Genomic DNA, 18,485 nt, shown 5'->3' on the forward strand with positions numbered 1-18,485 from the left:
ATGACCATGACTGAAGAAACCACCGCCGAACGGCCGCACGTCATCCGCCACGCCACGGGCAAGCGCCCGCAGTTCTACGACACGCCCGGTCTGGATGCGGCCATGTCGATGATAATGGTGCTCGCCAACGAGATGTGCGTCCTGCGCGACCGGTTGGATTCCGCCGAGCGTGTCGCCAAGGCCTCGGGGCTTGACCTTGCCGCCGGGATCGAGGCGCTCCAGTTTGACCAGGATGCCCTGGAAGAGCGTGAGCAGCGCCGCCAGGATTTCCTCCAGCGGTTGTTCTATCTTCAGCTCAAGGATGCCGACGAAGCGGCCAAGGCCCAGACCGAGGCCGCCTATAACCAGACCATCGCCGATATCGCGCAGCAGTAGGGCGCTGTCGGGAGGCACGAAAAAGCCGCCGGTGCCTCACGCATCGGCGGCTTTTTGGTGCCTCCCGTCTGCCTCAATCCGCCAGGCGCCGCAGTTCCGGGCCGATTTCGGTTCCAACGCGGTGTGTGTCGGCCAGCCAATCGAACCCGGTGACGAGGAAATTGTCGATCCCCGCCTCGCGGTAGCGCATCAGGGCCCTCACTAGGGTTCCGGGCGATCCGACAAGGCACATGACCTGAAGGCGACCTTGCGTCGCTTTGGTGAGCCCGGTCCACAGGCATGGGTCCAGCGCGGCATCGTCCGCCTCCACTGCGCGCTCCGCCGCATCCTGTGCCGCACGGCCAAGATCGCGGCCCAGCGCCCCGTACTCGGCCTGCCGCGCCTCGACGCCGCGCAGCAGGTCGCGGGCGCGATCCCATGCCGCCTCGTCGCTGTCCGCCACCACCAGGCGCATCGACATCGAGAAGCGCGGATCGCGGCCGTGGACGTCAGCCTCCCGCTTTATCTTGCCGACCAGTTCGCCGACTTGCGCCACACTGCCCGGCCCGAGCGCGTAGACATCCGCCAGTTCGGCGCCGTAGCGCAAGCCCAGTTCCGAAGTTCCGGCCCAGAACACCGGTACGCCGCCGTTCACCGGGCGCACTTCGCTGCCCGCCTGTTCGAACTGATACCAGTCTCCCTCATGATCGACGGGGTGCTCTCCTGCCCATATCCGGCGCATGACCTGCACATATTCCCGGCTGCGGTTATAGCGCTCCTGCTTGGAGTGGTAATCGCCGTCACAGCGGGTTTCGATGTCGGAAAACGCGGTGATGATGTGGACGCCCGCTCTTCCGCCGGAGAATTGATCAAGCGTCGCGAACGCGCGTGCGGCCATAGTCGGGGCGATGAAACCGGGACGATGCGCGACCATCAGCTTGAGGCGGCTTGTCGCCGCCGCCACCCACGTCGCGGTGACGAGGCTGTCGGCCGACTTTGCGTTCTGGCCGATCAGTACCCGGTCGTAGCCCGCAGCCTCATAGGCGCGCGCGCATTGGGCAACGAAGGCAGGGTCGTAAACGGCGGGTTCGACGCTCGCCTCGCAGCCCCGATAGGGCGAGACGAGGCCGACGAGTTCGATGGGTTTGCGTGACATGGCATGAGTTCCCGGAATGGGGCCTGAAGTTCAGGCTTGCGAATGCTGCCCGTTCTCCAGCGCCTGAAGCTGCGCGGGATCGAGGCGGTAGAAACACAGGGCGACCATGGCACAGAGCATGGCCGCCGCGGGGATCGCGGATTCGCACAGCATGATTGCCAGAATCGCCCGCTCGCCCTGAACGGCCGCCTGTCCGCTGCTCGAAGGAACGTAGTCCATCGCCCCCAGGAACGCCCCCATCGCAGCCAGCGCCGCGGCGGAGGAGAGCTTGTCGAACAGCGTCGTGAAGCCCGCGAACGCGCCCTCCCGCCGCTCGCCGCTCTGCACGTAGTCATAGCGCACGGCATCGGACAGCAGGGCATAGGCGCACAGGATCATGCCGCCGCCCGCAAAGCCGCTGACAAGGCCGCGCGCAGAGACCAGCACCATGCTCTCGCCTGGCGCGGCGGCGAGCCAGCTTAATTGCACCAGTCCGAACAGTGCCAGCGAGGCCATGTAGCAGGCCTTCTTGCCAACCCGGCCGGAAAGCCAGACCCATACGGTCATGCCCAGCACCATCATCACGGTCGCCATCATGAAGTAAGTACCCAGCACTTCATCGCCCAGCCCGAGCACGACACGGGTGAAATAGGCAAGCGCAGCCGACCCGATCGCGGTGCCGAACAGCAGGAAGACATGCGCGATGGCCAGAATGCGGAAAGGTCGGTTGTCCCAGGCGAGCCTGACCTGCCGGCCGAGTGCAACCAGCGGATTGCGACGCACGATCCCAGTGGCGGCACGCGCCTGTGTCCGCGGGGCGTCGCGCAGCAGACGGACCGCCACCACTGTTGCCAGCAGGACCACTAGTCCCACGACCATCGCCAGCAGCAGATGCCCGCCGCGCGTCGGCCCGGTCAGGCCGAGCAGCCACGCAGGAAGCGTCGATCCGATCAAGGTGCCGATGGCATTTCCGTACGTGCGCCAGGCCATGAGCCGGGTACGTTCGTGCGGGTCGGACGAGCTTTCCACCACCATCGCGAAGCCCGGGATCGTCAGCAAGGTATAGCCGGTGGCGTGAATCGCCAGCGCCAGCGTGACGAAGACTTGCGCTAGCAGGATAGAGCCCATGTCCGGCGCCCCGAACAATAGCGCGAGGCCCAGCGGCATGGCGATGCCACCCGCGAAGAGGAACGGCAGGCGGCGCCCCCAGGGCGTCACCGCGCGGTCGCTCCAGGCACCGACCGCCGGATCGAGGAAACCGTCGTAGATCTTGACCAGCGCGAAGATGAGGCCCGCCGCCCCTGCCGAGATGGCAAGGCTGTCGGTCATGAAGCGCAGGCCCAGCACGGTGACGACGTTCTGCCCCGCAGCATGTGCCAGCGGGATCATAAGCGAGCCGAACCGGATGCGCCATGTCCTCGAGCCTGATGGCTTGGAACCGGCAGGCGGAGCGATGGTCTGTGGAATATCGATGGCGCGCGAAATCGTTCCCGCGCCGGTTGGTTCGCTGGTCAAGCCTGCTGCCCTCCTGCCGTGCATCCCAGTCGATGCCGTCCCTTGCGAAGGTGCCTGCGGGCAGCCGCCTGCCGCGCCGTTTCTGCGCAGTCTCCGCAGAGCGGAGAGCCGAGCGGGATCACCCTTCGACGAGTGTCACGCTGACCTCGGCAATGCCATCGCGCAGCTTCTTCACCTCGGCGTATTCGGCCGATTCCCAGAAAGCCATGGCGGTTACGGCATCGGGCCACTCCATGACGACCGCACCGCCGCCCTCATGGCCCTCGCCTTCAAGCACCCGGCCGTTCCGTCCGCGCAGCACATAGCGCGCACCCCATTCCTCGGCGAGCCGGGCAACTGCCGGAGAATAGCCCGACATGAACGCCTCGCGGTCGTGGACTTTCGTAGTGATGACGAACCAGGCAGGCATGTTCTGTCTCCGAAATGAGAACCGGACCGGAAAGTCCGGTTCCACGCCGATCAGCGGATCAAAGCCGCGTCCTCCAGGCTCTGGAACATCGCCTGGCGCATGAGGTAGGCACGCCGGCGTTCATCGTCCTGCTTGATCGCCAGGAACTCGCGCCGGCGCGCATCGTGTGCCGATCCGCGACCACCGCTGATGAAGGCCATGTTCTGCTTGGTCTGGGCCTGGGTGAAGCTATGCGTCACTTCGCGGCGCTGGCGGTCGTAGAGTGCCAGGTTGGGCTCGATCGCCGCCTGTCCCTTCAGCACCGGCAGCAGCTTCTCGAACAAGTTGAAGGCATCGTGGATGCCCGAATTCATGCCGAAGCCGCCGAGCGGATTGTTGAGATGGGCAGCGTCGCCTACCAGCATGACGCGGCCCTCGCGGAATGACTGGGCCACGCGCTGGTGGACCCGGTAAAGCGTGCGGTGATGCGTGACGACCGAGGCGCCGTCGCCCATGAGACGCTCGAAGATCGCCGTCTTGTTGACTTCGGAAGTCAGTTCCGCCTCGTCCACCGCGCCGTTCACCGGCACCAGCACGCGCCAGACGGACGGCACCTTCAGCAGCACCAGCCATTCCTGCGGGTCGGAAACGTAGTTCACCAGCGAAAGGTTGGGAAAGAACTGGCAGAGGTCGGTTTCCGTCGAAAGGGTCAAAAACCGCTCGGGATAAGTGAACCCGTCGAATTGAGTGCCGAGCCACTTGCGCACGATCGAATTCGCGCCGTCCGCGCCGATCAGGAAGTCGGCGCGGATGCGCTCGATACCCATCATCGTCTCAACGGCAAGGTCCACGCCCCTCTCTTCCTGCACGAACGAAAGCAGGCGATTGCCGAAGCGAACATCGGCATTGGAATGATTGTCCAGCCCCGAGGCCAGCGCACGGGAAAGGTGGTACTGCTCGCACTGGATGCGGAAGGGATAGCGGGTGACGTCGTGCAACTCGCTGAGATCGAATTCGATCACTTCACCCGAAGCGCGGTCGCGCCACTGGTACACCGGAGCCTTGAGGCCGGTTTCCAGCAGCATCGGTGTGATGCCGATATCGTCCAGCATTTCGAGCGTCGGCGGGTGGAAGGTCGAAGCGCGCAAATCCTGCGCACAGTCCTGTCCGGCTTCGAGCAGGATCACCGAGATACCCTGCTGCGCCAGCAACGTCGCCATGACCGTGCCGACAGGGCCGGCACCGGCAATCGCTACCTGGCAACGATCTTTCACTGACATTTGCGATGAAACTCCATTCAACGGGGCCGACAGGCCTAAAAGCTGCCGTCCGGGCTTGCGGCGCCGACCGTGACTCTATCCGAGGCACGGTGAGCTGGATCGGGGCTGCGATGTTTAGGGAGACGTTTGGGTGGACCTGTTCAGGACTTCGCGGCCGGAACGGCAGCAGGCGTGACTTTGTCCAGCCAGCGCTTGAGGTCGCGAGTGAACTTCTGCGGATTCTCCCACATCGGGAAATGGCCAAGGTCGGGATATTCGATGAGTTCGACGGGCGCATGCGTAAAGCGGGCGACAGAGGCCTTTGCCCCTTGCGAGATCACGTCGTCATAGCTGCACCATTGCAGCAACACCGGCACGCGCACCGTTTCCGCCACTGCTCCGACATCCGAAGTCGTGAACGCCTTGACGTTGGCCTGGATGTACTGCGCCTGGCGGCCCAGCGCGCCCGGCAGGTTGTTCATGTCGTAAATCTGATCGACCATGCGATCGGTCGGCACGAAGCCAGGAGGAGTAGTGTCCTCCAGCATCAGCTTCCAGAACCAGTGCGAGCGCCAGTTTGGAAGCACTGCCTTGTGGAACGAGAGCATCCACGCCAGTCGCGGATCGACCTTGCGGGTCTGGCTCGGCCGTTCCAGAGGCAGCATCGAGAACGCCATGGCCGTAGCGTGTCCCGGATAGGCGCGGTTGTACTCAAGCGCGACGTTCGATCCGTTGGACGTCGCGACGACCGCGAAGCTGTCATGCCCAAGCTGCTTCATCAGCCCGTCCATCAGCTGAGCGGAGCGCGGCGTGGAATAGACGCCCGAAGGATCGGGGCCGGTCAGCCCGTAAGGCGACCAGTCGAAGCGGACCACCCGGTAGCTGTCCTTGAGCCGCTCGGCGACGCCGTCCCATTCGTGGAGGTTGACGATCGAACCGTGAAGCAGGACCACGACCGGCGCTCGCACCGGGCCTTCCTCGCGTACGTGCACCCGCACACCGTCCACGATGACGAAACGCGAGGGGCCGTCGGCCCAGCGCTTTTCGAGTTTCGCCCGGTCGCTCTCACCGGCTCCTGCCCGCAGGGCCAGTACGCTTCCACCGCCAATCAGTACCAGCGCGCCAAGCGCGCCCAGAAGGATATGGCGCTTTTTCATGCCGCCACCGGCTCTCGTACGGGCAGGCCCAGCGTCTCGCGCAAGGTACTGCCGGGATATTCGGTCCGAAGACGCCCGCGCTGCTGGAGCAGCGGCACGACCTGTTCCACGAAGTCCTCAAGCCCGCCCGGCATATAGCTGGGCTGAAGGGTGAAACCGTCGCAGGCACCGGCATCGCGCCAGGCGATCATCATGTCCGCCATCTGATCGGGCGTGCCGAGGAACACGTTATGACCGCGCGGATGGCGCATGAAATTGGCCGCGAAAGCGCCGAGCGGGGTGCCCTTTTCCTGCGCAGGCGTGATGGCGCGGGCGATGTCGGCCTTGGGCAGGATCGTTCGGTCGAGGATCGTGTCCACCGGGATCGCGCCGGCAGGATCGAAGGCGGTCAGGTCGCAGCCCAGCGATTCCGAGAGATATTCGATGGCCAGTGCATCGTCGGCAAGGTCGAGGATGGCGAGATGGGCGGCGCGCGCCTCTTCCTCGGTGCCGCCCAGTACGCAGGACAGGCCCGGCATGATCCGCACGCCGTCGGGATCGCGGCCCACAGCGGCGATGCGGGTGCGCAAGTCGCTACGGAAATCCACGCCGGCCTCGATATTGGCGGCCGGACAGAAGATCGCCTCGGCCGTGCGCGCCGCGAAATCGCGCCCGTCGGGCGACTGGCCCGCCTGGACGAGGACCGGGCGCCCCTGGGGGAGCATCGGCCCTTCGCGGTCCATCGCCGACCAGAGTTCGCAGGCCTTGGCGACGACTTCCTTGGCGTGGCGATAACGTTCATCCTTCGGCGGGAGGTCGTCTTCGCCGAAATTAGGGGCGGTGTCGGGATGCGCGGTGGTGACGATGTTCCAGCCCGCACGGCCGCCGGAAATACGCTCCATCGTACCGAAGCGCTCGGCGAGCATTTGCGGGGTGTTATATGTCGTTGAAACCGTGGCGACGAGGCCAACATGCTTCGTCACCGCCGCCATCGCGGTCAGCAGGCTGACGGGATCGAGCGTCGGCATTGCCATGCGCTCCGGCGTGCGACCACCCGCCCCGCGCGACTGGAGCTGATCGCCGAAGACGATCGCGTCGAACATGCCCTGTTCGGCTAGTTTCGCAACGCCGGCGTAGTAGTCCATCGAGAACACGCCCGCCGGGTTCGCGCGTTCATGCATCCATCCGCTCGGGAAGAAGCCGATGCCCTGGAGAAAGGCCCAGAGGTGAATTTGCTTGTCCATCATGCGTTCTCCGGGATCACGGCGCCGTCGGGCTGGTTGGATGCGGTGGAAGGGATTGGCAGGCCAAGCCGCGCACGCAGGTCGCCGCTCTCGGCCAAGCGCGCCGAAACGAGAGCGCCGAAACGCGCGCCGATCAGGGGAAGCTGCGACAGGGCCTGGGTAAGGGTAAAGTGCAGGCCGTCGATCTCACCGGCCTCGAAACGGGCTACCGTTTCTGCAAGATCGGCATCCGGCGCAACCTTGAGCAAGCGCTTGCTTGCCGAAGGCACTGGCTGTCCATCGGCAAACAGCGCGATATCGGCATCGGCTACGGCGAGTGGCGCGTCTCCGTCCACCACCAGCAGCGGATGGCCAAGCGGCGGGCGCATGGCGTTGACGGGACCGGCCACCTTAAAGAACGCGCCTGCGTAGTTCGAGGCGGTGACTTTCGACGCATCGAGATAGCGCCCGCTTGCCTTGTCGAGGATCAGCGTATCGCTGCCCCAACCATCCCACAGCGCGCGGGCGGCGGCGACCATGTCCTCGCCCATGCCTTGCGGCGCGCCTTCGGATACCACCGACCAGCCGGTGCGTCCCGCGCTCAGGAAATCGATGGCTGAAAGCGCCCGGGCAACGTGGAAGGGGTGCGCGTTCGACGCTGGAACCGTGGCGACCAGGCCGAGCCGCGAGGTCAGCGGCGCCGCCCATGCCAGCATCACTTGCGCATCGAAGGGACGCGCGCCGGAGCGACCCATGACCAGCAGGTCGAGACCGGCCGCTTCGGCTGCGCGCAGGATCGGCGCGGCGCTTTCGGGAATGGCGAAGGCGGCCTCGGCGATCGAGGCGGAGAGGATGAAAGGTCTGGTCATACGATGATCACCGGTTCATGAAGGGGATGGATGGGTTCGCAACCGGTCTCGGTAATGCGCACGAGGTCTTCGCAATGGGCCGAGCCGCCGATGCCGATATCCAGCGTCGGGCAGTCGACCGAGAGGATCATGCCCGGCTCCAGCACGATGTCCGGCTTGCGCCAGAAACCGCCGTGGACTTCGCCCGGCTCGTCGGTATGGGCCAAGCCGACGCTGTGCGGACCGAAGCCTATGACAGCCTCGTATCCGGCCTTGCGGATGGCCGCTTCGCCCAGCATCGCGATCTCGGAATAGCGCAGGCCCGGCCGCAGCTTCTCACGTACCGCTTGCCAGCCGAAGGCGGCCGCTTGAGCCGCGCGGGCAGCGGCGCGGGTCGGCTCGCCGACGAAGACGGTGCGGGCGAAATCGCCGTGGTAACCAAGGTATTGGCTGACACCGTCAAGCATCAGCGTCTGCCCATCTGCTACCTCGATCCGCGACAGGTCCGAGGAGACGCGGTCGACATTGAGGAAGACCGCCGTATTGCCTCGCGCGGCGGTTTCCATGCGAAACAGGGCCTGCAACTCAGCATGGCCGGCACCGGCACGGATCGCGCGGCCCACGGCATTGAGCGCATCGACATTGGACTTCGCCGCGCGGGCCATCAAGGCGTGCTCCAGGGGCGATTTCACGAGGCGGATCTCGCGCAGGATATTGTCGGCCTGCACCAGTTTGCCGGGATGCTCGCGGCGCAGGGCGACTTCGGCAATGACTGCGTGGTCATAGCCGATCCGTCCCTGCCACAAGCCAAGACCGCGCATGGCCACCGCGATAGCCGCCCCGGCATCCCCGTGCGCCGTCATGGCCCCGGCCTCACGCGCGGAAATTGCCTCGCGATGAGCCTCAGCGCCAGTCAGCGGACTGCTGGTTCGGCGCGGCAGGACGGACGTGTCCGGCACTTGCGCCGGGGTGTCGTCGCCCGCGTCTCCGAGCGCGTCGTAGAGCCAGACGGCCACGTCGCTGCGGGAGCGTCCATCGGCCCAGCTATAGTGATGGAGGAAACGGCTGGTAACGAGGCCCCATTGTCCGGGCCGCTCGCGCGCTAGCAGTGCGAAAGTCCCCGGAGGTTGTCCGGGCCGGGTCCGTCCTATCTGCGGCCAGTGCCCCAACGCGTGGAACACGTTCACCGGATCGCCCAGCACCAGGCCCGCCAGATCGTGTCGTTCCATCACAGCGATCGCACGGGCCAGATTGATCGGCCCCTCGTGCTCGAGCGCCGCCAGAAGCGCGCCGTCGTCAGGAAGGAAGGATGTGTCCATGACGGCGATTATGAACCTGGCCGCTTAGCAATCCGGGGTGGGGGGATAAAACTATTCGCCTGCCGATCAAGTTTGCATGGAGGGGCGGCGCGTGTCCGGCCTGCGATAGCCTCGGCCCTCATGAACGAACCCGAGATTCCCGATACCCTTCAGATCGAGCGTGCCTTCGTCCGGCTCGATGAGGGGCAGGTTCACTTGCGCCGCCTGCCGGCGGCCGACGCCGCGCACCGGCCCTTGCTCCTGCTTCACGCCTCGCCCGCATCTTCATGGTTCATGCAGGACCTGATGACGGCCCTTCGCGCGGCGGGATTCCTTGGCGAGATCGTCGCGCCGGATACGCTCGGCAACGGCGATTCCGCCGCCCCTGGGCCTGCCGAGCCCGACATCGCCTATTTCGCGGATTCCATGGACCGCCTCTGCAACGCGCTGGGCTTCGGGGCGGTCGATGCGTACGGCACTCACACCGGCGCCCGCATCGCCTGCGAGCTTGCCGCCGGCTATCCCGCCCGCGTGCGCTGCCTCGTGCTGGATGGCATTACCGAATACGAGGACGAGCTGCGCGAAACGGTGATCGCCAATTACGCCCCGGTGGTCGAGCCGGACGAGTATGGCCGCCACTTGGTCTGGGCGTTCAACTTTTGCCGCGACCAGGCGCTGTTCTTTCCGCATTTCCTGAAAGACGCCGAGCACCGGCTTTCCGTGCCGATGCCGCCGCCGCAGGTGCTGCACCGGATCACGCTGGACGTACTCAAGGCGCTCGACACTTATCCCAAGCCCTACATCGCCGCGTTCCGCTACCGCGCTTTCGAGCGCATGGCCCTGATCACCGCGCCCACGCTGCTGCTCAAGCCCGAGACCGAACTCGCCCTGCTCAATGCTTCGGTGAAGACCGCACTCGGCCTGCTGGCCAACGGGCACGAGGCGGTTACCGGTGGATCGCCCGCAGCCAAGGCCGCCGCCATGGCCAAATTCCTCAAGAGGCAGATAGCATGAAAATGTCGGTTTCGAAGGATGGCCGGGCCGATGCCCGGTTGAGCGTCAGGACCTGCCTCGGCTTCGGGATCGGTACGGTGGGCGTGTCGATCATGCTCAACACCGTCACGACATATTTTCCCGCGCTGATGTCCACGGTGCTGGGCCAGTCGCCCGAGATCGCCGGTTACCTGCTGATGATCTCCAAGCTGGCCGACGCGGTGATCGACGTCGCCATCGGCAGCCTGTCCGACCGCGCCCGCACCCGCTGGGGCCGGCGCAAGCCGTTCCTCATGGGAGGAGCGCTGCTTTCGGCCGTCTCGTTCGTGATGCTGTTCGCGCCGCCGGTCCTGTCCGAAGGAGCGCTGCTGCTCTGGATGATCGCGGGGCTGGTGATCTACTCCACCGCCTATTCGCTGTTCAACGTGCCTTACATGGCCCTGCCCGCCGAACTGACCGACGGCTTCCACGAACGCACGCGCCTGATCTCGTTCCGCACCGTGTTCGTCTCGATCGGCCAGCTCCTGGCGATGGCGGGCACCGCGTGGCTGATCCAGAGCGGCGGCGCCGGCCGTTCCGGCTTCGCCACCATGGGCGTGGTCATGGCGCTCATCATCGGCGGATCAATGACGGCGACGGCGCTCGCCGTCCCGGTGAACCACGGCACCGCGCCGGGTTCCGGCAAGCACCTGCCCGGTCCGGCACAGCTTCGCGCAATCGCCCGCAACCGGCCTTTCATGATGCTGCTCGGCGCAAAGGTGTTCCAGTTCCTGTCATTCGCCTCGGTTGCCTCGACGATGCTGTTGTTCATGCTCAACGTCGTGGGCGTGGGCTACAGCGGCCAGATCGCCTTTGCCGTGACGCAGAACGTCGTCACCGCGCTGGTCATGCCGCTGTGGGTCTGGACCGGAAAGCGCTTCGGGAAGCGCCGCACGTATCTGGCGGGCGTCGTGCTGTTCTGCCTGACCACGCTGAGCTGGCTCTTGGCCGACCACTCAATCACCACGACCGGTATCGTCCTGCGCGGCATCGGCGGCGGCCTTGGCTCAGGCGCCATCATTCTGATGTCGATTTCGATGCTGGGCGATACCCAGGCCTATGACCGCCTGCTGACCGGCGAGGCACGCGAGGGGCTTCTCTCCAGCGCCATCGCCGTGATCGAGAAAGTCAGCTTCGCCCTCGGCGTCGCAGTGCTGGGCGTGTTCCTCCACGCGCTGGGCTACGTTCCGACCACCGGCGGCGCCATCGTTGCTCAGCCCGCTAGCGCCATGCTGGCGCTCAAGCTCGGATTCTCGGTGATCCCGGCGGTCATGTTCGCAATCAACGGCCTGTTCCTCTGGGCCTACGACCTTGACGAGGACAAGCTCGCCGCCGCTCGCCTGGAAACCGCCGAAGGCCTCGGGCACGCAGTGGCATGAACCGATCCCCGAACAGCGGAGATTCCGCTTTGGACGTGCAAGGTGCGCAAAGCAGCGAGCATTCTGCCTTCATGACCGATACATCCTCGATCCGCCGCGCCTATACCACCTGCCGCCACGGTCAGATGCACTACCGCACCGCCGGATCTGCACAGGCCGGACGCACGCCCATCGTGCTGTTGCACCAGAACCCTTCGTCCTCCTACGAGTACGAGGCCCTGATCCGCGAATTGGCGACCGACCGTCTCGTCGTCTCCCTCGACACGCCGGGCTACGGCATGTCCGACGCGCCGCCCGCGCCGCCGGGGATGGCAGGCTATGCCGCCGCCTTCTCGGACGCTCTCGACGCGCTTGATTCCGAGGGCGTGCTGACCGGCAAGGTCGATCTCTACGGCTTCCACACCGGCACGCTGCTGTCCTGCGAACTGGCCATCGCCCGTCCGGACAAGGTCCGCGCGCTCGGGCTGACCGGCATTCCGATGTTCGATCCAGCCACGCTTGCGGCCAAGCTTGAAGAGGCGCGCAACTTCCCGGAGCCGGACGAAAGCGGCGAAGTTATTCTGGGCCTGCTCGGCAGGCTCTGGAGCTACATCGTCACCAACCGCAACCCTGCGCAGCCGCTCGACAAGGCGGTTTGGAACTTCGCCGACAAGTCGCGCGTGCTCCACCGGTTTACCTGGGCCTACAGCGGCGTCTGGTCGTGGGATTTCTCGCGCCTCGGTCTCGTCACCCAACCGGCCGTGCTCGTGCAGACGGGGGAAGACCTTCTCGAAGTGTCTCTCCAGGCCGCCGCGCGCATGCCGGACTGCCGCACGGTCCAGCTTCTCGATCTCAACAAAGACATTTTCGATCTTGCCTCGGAGCGTATTGCCCATGAATTGCGTGACTTCCTTGACCGCCTCTGACCTACCGGTAGCCGAGGTTTCGCACTCGGTCCTCCATCCCGAGTTCATCGCCGCCGAAGTGGCGCGCCGCTATCCCGTCAAGGGCGAGCTTACCTGTTTCCTGCTCTACCGGGGCATGAACGACGTCTACCTCGTCCAGGACGAGGAAGCTAAGTACGCCCTGCGCGTCTGGCGCAAGACCTACCGCCACGTTGACGACGTAGCCTACGAACTCGATTTCCTCGATTACCTGCGCGAGCAGGGCTTCCCCGCCTCGGTCGGCGTGCCTCAGCATGATGGCAAGCTCTATTTCAAGGTGCTCTCCCCCGAGGGCGAACGCGCCATTGCGCTCTACGACTGGGCGCCGGGCGTGAAGTTCGGCGACCGTCTGTCTGAGGAGACCGCCTTCCGCATCGGCGCCGCCATGGCCCGGATGCACCTGCTTGGCGATGCTTGGGCCGGGCCGGAGCACCGGTTCTCGACCGAAACGGCCAAGGACTACAACATCTGCATGCCGGCCCTTATAGACTTCGTTTACGACCGGCCGGATGACTTGCGCGACTATCCGGTGATCGCCGCCAACCTCGACAAGCGGCTCGACGAACTTGCCGCCTCCGGAAAAGTACCGCTGGGCGTGTGCCATCGCGATTTTCACCCCAGCAACGTCCACGTCGCCGAGGACGGCGGCATCACCTTGCTGGACTTCGACGCCGCGGGCGAAGACTTCCTTATGCAGGACGTGCAGAACTTCGTCTGGGGCAACCTGTTCTACGGCTTCGACCCGAAGATCGGCGAGGCTTTCGAGGACGGCTACCAGTCGGTGCGGCCCTTCACCAAGGAAGAGACCGAGAATTCCGAGCTGTTTCTGATGGCGAAGGCTCTTCGCCTGATCGCGGGCATGGCCCATAGCTCGACGGCGGTAGGGCGCGGCACCCTGCGCTTCCGCAATCTCGACTGGCTGGGCGATTATGTGAAGACCCGCGCCCGCGCCTGCGGCCTGCTCTGACCATGAACGGCCCGATCGCGCTCGACAGGGCGGAGGCTGCGGCGATGTCATCGTCCGGCCCCCGCCCGGTGGCGGAAGGCTCGTGGCCGGGCGGCAAGTCCGCGTGGATCATGGTCTTCATGCTGTTCCTGGCAGGGGTTCTCTCGGTCATCGACCGGGCGGCGCTCAACATCCTGGTCGACCCGGTGCGCGCTGACATCGGCATCGGGGACGAGCAGATCGGGCTATTGCAGGGCCTCGCCTTCGGGCTGTTCTATGCCTTCATGGGACTGCCGATGGGCCTGCTCGCCGATCGCATCTCTCGCCGCAACCTGATCGTCGCGGGGATCGCGCTGTGGAGCGTGGCGACGATCGGCAGCGGGCTGGCCCAGACTTTCGGCTCGCTGTTCACCGCCCGTCTGCTGGTGGGTCTGGGTGAGGCCGCGCTGGGACCGGCCGCGATCTCGCTGATCGCGGACCTGTTCTCACCGGCGCGCCGCGGACGGCCGATCTCGTTCTACATGATGGGACAGGGGCTCGCGAACGGCGTGGCCATCTCGCTGACCGGCCTGCTGGTGACGGCCGCCGGTGCAGGCGCTTTCCTCGGCCTGCCACTGATCGGCCACCTCGTGCCCTGGCGGATCGTCTTCGTGGTGTTCGGCGCCAGCGGGCTGTTGGTAGCCTTGGGGCTGCTTGCCTTCACGCGAGAGCCCGCCCGGCAGGTCCAGGCCGCCGCCGGATCCGTGCCGCGCTTGCCCGGCGCAGCCGAAGCGGCCTATTTCTGGCGCAATCGCAGCGTGCTCCTGCCGCTCTACTTCGGCTTCGCGACCTGCTTCACGGTGGCCTACGGCGGTTCCGCCTGGGCGCCGACGATGCTTCTGCGCGGCTACGGCGCCGATGCCGCCTTCCTCGGCAAGTGGCTTGGGCCGCTTTCGATCCTGTTCTCCGCCATCGGCCCGCTGATCGGCGGGACCATGCTGGACCGCTCGATGCGCTCGGGCCGGACGATGGCGCGCTTCGCGATCCTGGCGTTCGCGCCTTTGTTCGCCCTACCCTCGGTCCTGGCGGTGCTGGCAGGCGAACTTCACCTGGCCACGGTGCTGGTAGCCTCGTCGAATGCCGTGTTCTCGGTGATCGGCACGGTGATGTTCGCTACCTTGCAGTCCCTCGTCCCTCCCCGCATGCGCGGCTGCGCGATCTCGCTCACTCTCGTGCTCAACACCATCATCGGCGCAAGCCTGGGCCCGCTTATGGTTGCCAGCGTGACCGAGCGCGTGTTGCACGACCCGGCGCAAGTGGGCTGGTCGATTGCCATGGTCTGCACGCCGTTCCTGCTGCTGGGCGCCGCACTCTACGCCGGAGCCGGGCGCGCGATGCGCCGCGCCGCCGCGCGGGGCGACAGCGAATGCGCCGGCCTGCTGTCCAGCGGCGCCAATTGATCCGAACACACATGCCGTAGGCCGGACGCGATCGCCCGGCCATGGCGGAGTACCCAGGGGGAAACAGGGATGACGGTTGGTCGAATTCTCAAGGCGGCGGGAGGCGCGGTCCTCGCTCTGGTCGTGCTGCTGGCGCTCGTGCTGCTGACGATGCGACTGGGTTGGTGGAACCCGTCCTACGAAAGCGTGAAGGCCGCGCAGGCCACGGCGCCCTCAACGTTCGAACGCATCGGCACTGCCAATCTCCACATCCGCGACGAAGGTCCGCACGACGGCCCGGTCGTGGTAATGCTCCACAGCTCGATGACGAACCTGCGCGAATGGGACGGCTGGACCGACGCGCTTAAGGACAAATATCGGGTGATCCGGTTCGACTGGCCGCCCTACGGCCTCTCTACGGACAGCGCCCCCTCCACCGGGATGCCCGGCGTGGTGACGCTGCTGGAAAAGCTGGTGGAGAAGAAGGGTGTCACGCGCTTCGCCCTTGTCGGCACATCCAGCGGGGCCACCGTCTCGACGCTCTACGCTGCGAAGTATCCCCGGAAAGTCACGGCGCTGGCGCTCTCCGCTCTGCCGCTGAAAGCCCCGCCGCCCAGTGATTTCAGCCGCCTGATGTGGGCGATGGTCTGGACCCACGAGACGCTGGTGCCTAATTACTACCCCCGCTTCTACTATCGCCGCGCACTTTCCGAGCTCTACGGAAAACCCGAACGCCTCACGGACGCAACGGTGGACTGGTACTACCAGACCAACACCCTGCCCGGCGGCTTCGCCCGTGTGAAGGACTACTACGAAACCAACAAGAAGGCGGTCTGGGCCAAGGGCGCAGGCGACGACGCCGCGCAGGTCAAGGCGCCCATCCTGCTGCAATGGGGAGACGCCGATCCGGTCCTACCGAAATACCTCGCAGCCGATGCGGTAAAGGAGTTCTCCGGCACGAAAGTGGACGTGATCCACTATCCCGATCTCGGCCACTACCCGATGCTCGAACTGCCCAGGGAAACCGCAAAGGACCTGCGCGCCTGGCTCGACCGGACGGTGACCCAATGATCGGTCCCGATCGGACCGCGCCCGATCTGGCCGGCACTTGGGCACTCCACGGCGCCACACTCGGTCCCGACGGCAATACGCTTTACGAATGGGACGGCAGGATGACGCTCGTTCGCGGCGGTCATGCCTTCACCGTCACCATCGAAACCTGCGGCTTTAAGACTTCCCGCTCAGTGAGCTTCGCCGAGAAGCTCACGTCCCTACCCTCGGGCGAGTGGCACCTGCGCTACGGTTACGAGGCCGACCCGGAGCATTTGGCCACCGCAAGCCATAACTTTTTCGGCCTTTCGCAGCTCACCTTCGCGCCGGACCTTGCAAGCGCGCGGGGCACTTCATGCAATTACAACGGCCGATACGTCGTCATGGAACTGCAGGCCAAGCGGGAGGAACGGACGTGAGGCCGCCCCTGTTCAGGCGACTGCGTATCTGCGCTTTTTCGCTGAGCGCCCTGGCGCTGTCCCCCGCTGCCGCGCAGACCGAGCCTCCCCGACTCGACGATGCCGCCCTGCGCAGCCGTTATGCGCTGCCCGGCTCGCAGTTCGCCAAGATCGACGGGGAAAGCGTCCATTACATGGTGGAGGGCAAGGGTCCGGCGATCCTGCTGATCCACGGCTCCTACGCCAGCCTGCGCCAGTGGGACAATTGGGCCGCGAAGCTCTCGCGCCATTACCGGGTAATCCGGTACGACCAGTCTCCCGCCGGACTCTCAGGCCCTAGCCCCGCCGGCGACTATACGATCGAGCACCGTATCCGCGTGATCGACGGACTGATGGACCGGCTCAAGACAGACCGCTTCGTAATGGTCGCGACCTCCAGCGGCGGACTGCCTGCCGCCGCCTATGCCGCTGCCCAGACAAAACGGGTGCAGGCGCTGGTGCTGAACAACATCGCGGTGGGGCCGGTGAAGTTCGACCTCGACGGCCTGCCCCCCACGCTCAAGGCAACGCTGGCCGAGGACCGACTGCACCCCGGCTGGCATGCACCGGAATACTGGCGACAGATCCTGCTCGCCAACGTCGTCGATCCCGCGCGGATAACTCCCGCGCTGGTGGCGCAATGGACCGATCTCAACAGCCGCCCCTTGCGTGATCCCGCCATCGGCAAGGCGGTGGCAGCGTCCACTTCCTTCGCAAGAACGCCGGACGACTTACGGCGGATCACCGCGCCCACGCTGCTGCTCTGGTCCGCCGACGACCACGAAACCACGCTGGAGAGGGACGGGAAACAGGCGCTCGCGCTGCTTGGCAGCGCCGACAAGTCGCTCGAAGTCGTCGACAGCTGCGGCCACATGATGCCGTTCGACTGCCCGGACCGGGCTCTCGAACGCATGATGCCCTTCCTCCGCCGCACCGTCAGGTGATAGGAGAAGACCGCGTTCCCGTGAAAGGGCGCGGCCTTCAATACCTCAGTTCAAAGGCGCCGGTCAGACCAGCACGGGTTCCGCCGCCGCAAGTTCGGCATCGCGCGTGGCCACTTTTGCACGCAGCAACGGGATAAGGTCGCGCCCGATGGCGATCACGTCTTCCACCGGATCGAAACCGCGCAGGATGAACGCCGAAACCCCGGCATCGTAATAGTCCATCAACGCGTCGGCGAGCTGGGCAGGCGTGCCGACCAAGGTGCCCGAATTGCTCTGCCCGCCGCGAAGCTGGTTAATGCCGTTCCAGAAGCACTTCTCCAACCTGTCGCCGCGCGCGGCGAGTTCGGCAGTGCGCTTGAACCCGTCGGCCTTCACGGCGGCAGTATTCGGCGCCAGCTTGCCCATGTTGGCGGCCACCGCCTCGCGGATCGCGTCGGCCCGCGCCCAGGCCGCTTCCTCGCTATCGGCAATGACGATGCGGATCGACATCAGGAAGCGCGGGGAGCGGCCATGCGGCGCGGCAGCCTCGCGCACCTTGGCGACCACTTCGGTCATCCCTGCAACCGTATCGGAGAGCGTGGCGAAAGTATCGCAATACTCGCCCGCCACTTCGAGCGCCGCCGGGCTCATGCCGCCGAAATAGACCGGCACCGTGCCCTGCGTCGGCTTGATCGCGGCAAAACCGCCATTGAAGTGAAACCACTTGCCCTCATGATCGACCGGCTTTTCGCTGGTCCATATCCGGCGCAGCACCGAGATATATTCCTTCGCGCGGTCGTAGCGCTCCACCTTGGTCCGATAGTCGCCGTCGGCCTGCGTTTCCTCGTCGCTGGCAGCGGTAATGATATGGACGCCGACGCGGCCCGGCATCAACCGGTCGAGCGTCGCCAGCATCCGCGCGGCCATGGTCGGCGGAATGAAGCCCGGCCGGTGCGCAAGCATAACGCCGAGCCGGCTCGTGTTTGCGGCGACATATCCAGCGATGGTGAAATTGTCGGGCATGATCGCGGCATTTGCGACCAACACCTTGTCATAGCCCCATGCATCATGGAGCCGCGCCATTCGCGCGATGCCTTCGGGATCGAAAGTCTCGAAGGAAACGGGATGGGTTTCGCTCGAAATGTTGTGGTTGAGCAGACCGTTGATCTCGACCGGCATGAGGCTCGAGGCCCTCCCTGATAGTGCTGAAGGCGGAAGTCT

At 65.6% G+C, this 18,485-nt stretch carries 18 protein-coding genes; 9 read left to right on the forward strand and 9 right to left on the reverse strand.

What is annotated here, in order from left to right:
- Positions 1-375 carry a hypothetical protein gene (locus tag ACZ1J6_RS25340; RefSeq protein WP_465128473.1) on the forward strand — a complete coding sequence of 125 codons (375 nt, stop codon included), beginning with the start codon at positions 1-3 and terminating at the stop codon, positions 373-375.
- A gap of 73 nt (positions 376-448) precedes the next feature.
- On the opposite strand, the gene ACZ1J6_RS25345 is transcribed toward ACZ1J6_RS25340, so the two are convergent.
- The 8 genes from ACZ1J6_RS25345 to ACZ1J6_RS25380 form a co-directional block, all read right to left on the reverse strand.
- A complete protein-coding gene (locus tag ACZ1J6_RS25345) occupies positions 449-1,510 on the reverse strand; it encodes an LLM class flavin-dependent oxidoreductase (RefSeq protein ID WP_465128474.1) in 1,062 nt (353 codons plus the stop codon).
- 30 nt (positions 1,511-1,540) lie between these two features.
- Positions 1,541-3,004: an MFS transporter gene (locus ACZ1J6_RS25350; protein WP_465128475.1), complete on the reverse strand. Its 1,464-nt coding sequence runs from the start codon at positions 3,002-3,004 to the stop codon at positions 1,541-1,543.
- Positions 3,005-3,122: 118 nt separating this feature from the next.
- Positions 3,123-3,413 carry a DUF1330 domain-containing protein gene (locus ACZ1J6_RS25355; protein ID WP_465128476.1) on the reverse strand — a complete coding sequence of 97 codons (291 nt, stop codon included), beginning with the start codon at positions 3,411-3,413 and terminating at the stop codon, positions 3,123-3,125.
- A 50-nt stretch (positions 3,414-3,463) separates the two neighbouring features.
- Positions 3,464-4,672, reverse strand: coding sequence for an FAD-dependent oxidoreductase (locus ACZ1J6_RS25360; protein WP_465128477.1), 1,209 nt, complete (start codon positions 4,670-4,672; stop codon positions 3,464-3,466).
- Positions 4,673-4,812: 140 nt separating this feature from the next.
- Entirely contained in the window at positions 4,813-5,808 is a 996-nt protein-coding gene (locus tag ACZ1J6_RS25365) for an alpha/beta fold hydrolase (RefSeq protein ID WP_465128478.1), read from the reverse strand.
- Positions 5,805-7,031, reverse strand: coding sequence for an LLM class flavin-dependent oxidoreductase (locus ACZ1J6_RS25370; RefSeq protein WP_465128479.1), 1,227 nt, complete (start codon positions 7,029-7,031; stop codon positions 5,805-5,807). Before ACZ1J6_RS25370 ends, ACZ1J6_RS25365 begins: the two co-directional genes overlap by 4 nt.
- Positions 7,031-7,879: an LLM class flavin-dependent oxidoreductase gene (locus ACZ1J6_RS25375; RefSeq protein WP_465128480.1), complete on the reverse strand. Its 849-nt coding sequence runs from the start codon at positions 7,877-7,879 to the stop codon at positions 7,031-7,033. Before ACZ1J6_RS25375 ends, ACZ1J6_RS25370 begins: the two co-directional genes overlap by 1 nt.
- Positions 7,876-9,177 carry a M24 family metallopeptidase gene (locus ACZ1J6_RS25380; protein WP_465128481.1) on the reverse strand — a complete coding sequence of 434 codons (1,302 nt, stop codon included), beginning with the start codon at positions 9,175-9,177 and terminating at the stop codon, positions 7,876-7,878. The genes ACZ1J6_RS25375 and ACZ1J6_RS25380 overlap by 4 nt, the downstream gene beginning before the upstream one ends.
- A 120-nt stretch (positions 9,178-9,297) precedes the next feature.
- Here ACZ1J6_RS25380 and ACZ1J6_RS25385 point away from each other — a divergent pair, with 120 nt between their 5' ends.
- From ACZ1J6_RS25385 to ACZ1J6_RS25420, 8 genes are all read left to right on the forward strand, one after another.
- Positions 9,298-10,170 carry an alpha/beta fold hydrolase gene (locus tag ACZ1J6_RS25385; RefSeq protein WP_465128482.1) on the forward strand — a complete coding sequence of 291 codons (873 nt, stop codon included), beginning with the start codon at positions 9,298-9,300 and terminating at the stop codon, positions 10,168-10,170.
- Positions 10,167-11,567: an MFS transporter gene (locus tag ACZ1J6_RS25390; protein WP_465128483.1), complete on the forward strand. Its 1,401-nt coding sequence runs from the start codon at positions 10,167-10,169 to the stop codon at positions 11,565-11,567. The genes ACZ1J6_RS25385 and ACZ1J6_RS25390 overlap by 4 nt, the downstream gene beginning before the upstream one ends.
- 71 nt (positions 11,568-11,638) lie before the next feature.
- Positions 11,639-12,472 (forward strand): alpha/beta fold hydrolase, encoded by an 834-nt coding sequence (locus tag ACZ1J6_RS25395; protein WP_465128484.1) that lies wholly within the window; start codon positions 11,639-11,641, stop codon positions 12,470-12,472.
- On the forward strand, positions 12,450-13,457 hold the full coding sequence (locus tag ACZ1J6_RS25400; protein ID WP_465128485.1) for a phosphotransferase enzyme family protein: 1,008 nt from the start codon (positions 12,450-12,452) through the stop codon (positions 13,455-13,457). Before ACZ1J6_RS25395 ends, ACZ1J6_RS25400 begins: the two co-directional genes overlap by 23 nt.
- Before the next feature lie 2 nt (positions 13,458-13,459).
- On the forward strand, positions 13,460-14,875 hold the full coding sequence (locus tag ACZ1J6_RS25405; protein ID WP_465128486.1) for an MFS transporter: 1,416 nt from the start codon (positions 13,460-13,462) through the stop codon (positions 14,873-14,875).
- Between the two features lie 69 nt (positions 14,876-14,944).
- The gene (locus ACZ1J6_RS25410; RefSeq protein ID WP_465128487.1) at positions 14,945-15,925 is read left to right on the forward strand and encodes an alpha/beta fold hydrolase; all 981 of its coding nucleotides are present in this window, start codon (positions 14,945-14,947) and stop codon (positions 15,923-15,925) included.
- Entirely contained in the window at positions 15,922-16,323 is a 402-nt protein-coding gene (locus ACZ1J6_RS25415) for a Cap15 family cyclic dinucleotide receptor domain-containing protein (RefSeq protein WP_465128488.1), read from the forward strand. The genes ACZ1J6_RS25410 and ACZ1J6_RS25415 overlap by 4 nt, the downstream gene beginning before the upstream one ends.
- Positions 16,320-17,285 carry an alpha/beta fold hydrolase gene (locus ACZ1J6_RS25420; protein ID WP_465128489.1) on the forward strand — a complete coding sequence of 322 codons (966 nt, stop codon included), beginning with the start codon at positions 16,320-16,322 and terminating at the stop codon, positions 17,283-17,285. The genes ACZ1J6_RS25415 and ACZ1J6_RS25420 overlap by 4 nt, the downstream gene beginning before the upstream one ends.
- Positions 17,286-17,348: 63 nt before the next feature.
- On the opposite strand, the gene ACZ1J6_RS25425 is transcribed toward ACZ1J6_RS25420, so the two are convergent.
- Positions 17,349-18,443: an LLM class flavin-dependent oxidoreductase gene (locus ACZ1J6_RS25425; protein WP_465128490.1), complete on the reverse strand. Its 1,095-nt coding sequence runs from the start codon at positions 18,441-18,443 to the stop codon at positions 17,349-17,351.
- Between the last annotated feature and the right edge of the window lie 42 nt (positions 18,444-18,485).

The organism is Novosphingobium sp. BL-S-21 (assembly GCF_055521655.1).

Excerpts from the sequence above, each read along its gene's own strand:
- ACZ1J6_RS25390 (WP_465128483.1), top strand. The coding sequence starts at position 10,167 with ATGAAAATGTCGGTTTCGAAGGATGGCCGGGCCGATGCCCGGTTGAGC.
- ACZ1J6_RS25405 (WP_465128486.1), top strand. The coding sequence starts at position 13,460 with ATGAACGGCCCGATCGCGCTCGACAGGGCGGAGGCTGCGGCGATGTCA.
- ACZ1J6_RS25345 (WP_465128474.1), bottom strand. The coding sequence starts at position 1,510 with ATGTCACGCAAACCCATCGAACTCGTCGGCCTCGTCTCGCCCTATCGG.
- ACZ1J6_RS25375 (WP_465128480.1), bottom strand. The coding sequence starts at position 7,879 with ATGACCAGACCTTTCATCCTCTCCGCCTCGATCGCCGAGGCCGCCTTC.
- ACZ1J6_RS25380 (WP_465128481.1), bottom strand. The coding sequence starts at position 9,177 with ATGGACACATCCTTCCTTCCTGACGACGGCGCGCTTCTGGCGGCGCTC.
- ACZ1J6_RS25385 (WP_465128482.1), top strand. The coding sequence starts at position 9,298 with ATGAACGAACCCGAGATTCCCGATACCCTTCAGATCGAGCGTGCCTTC.
- ACZ1J6_RS25340 (WP_465128473.1), top strand. The coding sequence starts at position 1 with ATGACCATGACTGAAGAAACCACCGCCGAACGGCCGCACGTCATCCGC.
- ACZ1J6_RS25360 (WP_465128477.1), bottom strand. The coding sequence starts at position 4,672 with ATGTCAGTGAAAGATCGTTGCCAGGTAGCGATTGCCGGTGCCGGCCCT.
- ACZ1J6_RS25365 (WP_465128478.1), bottom strand. The coding sequence starts at position 5,808 with ATGAAAAAGCGCCATATCCTTCTGGGCGCGCTTGGCGCGCTGGTACTG.
- ACZ1J6_RS25425 (WP_465128490.1), bottom strand. The coding sequence starts at position 18,443 with ATGCCGGTCGAGATCAACGGTCTGCTCAACCACAACATTTCGAGCGAA.
- ACZ1J6_RS25355 (WP_465128476.1), bottom strand. The coding sequence starts at position 3,413 with ATGCCTGCCTGGTTCGTCATCACTACGAAAGTCCACGACCGCGAGGCG.
- ACZ1J6_RS25415 (WP_465128488.1), top strand. The coding sequence starts at position 15,922 with ATGATCGGTCCCGATCGGACCGCGCCCGATCTGGCCGGCACTTGGGCA.
- ACZ1J6_RS25395 (WP_465128484.1), top strand. The coding sequence starts at position 11,639 with ATGACCGATACATCCTCGATCCGCCGCGCCTATACCACCTGCCGCCAC.
- ACZ1J6_RS25370 (WP_465128479.1), bottom strand. The coding sequence starts at position 7,031 with ATGGACAAGCAAATTCACCTCTGGGCCTTTCTCCAGGGCATCGGCTTC.
- ACZ1J6_RS25410 (WP_465128487.1), top strand. The coding sequence starts at position 14,945 with ATGACGGTTGGTCGAATTCTCAAGGCGGCGGGAGGCGCGGTCCTCGCT.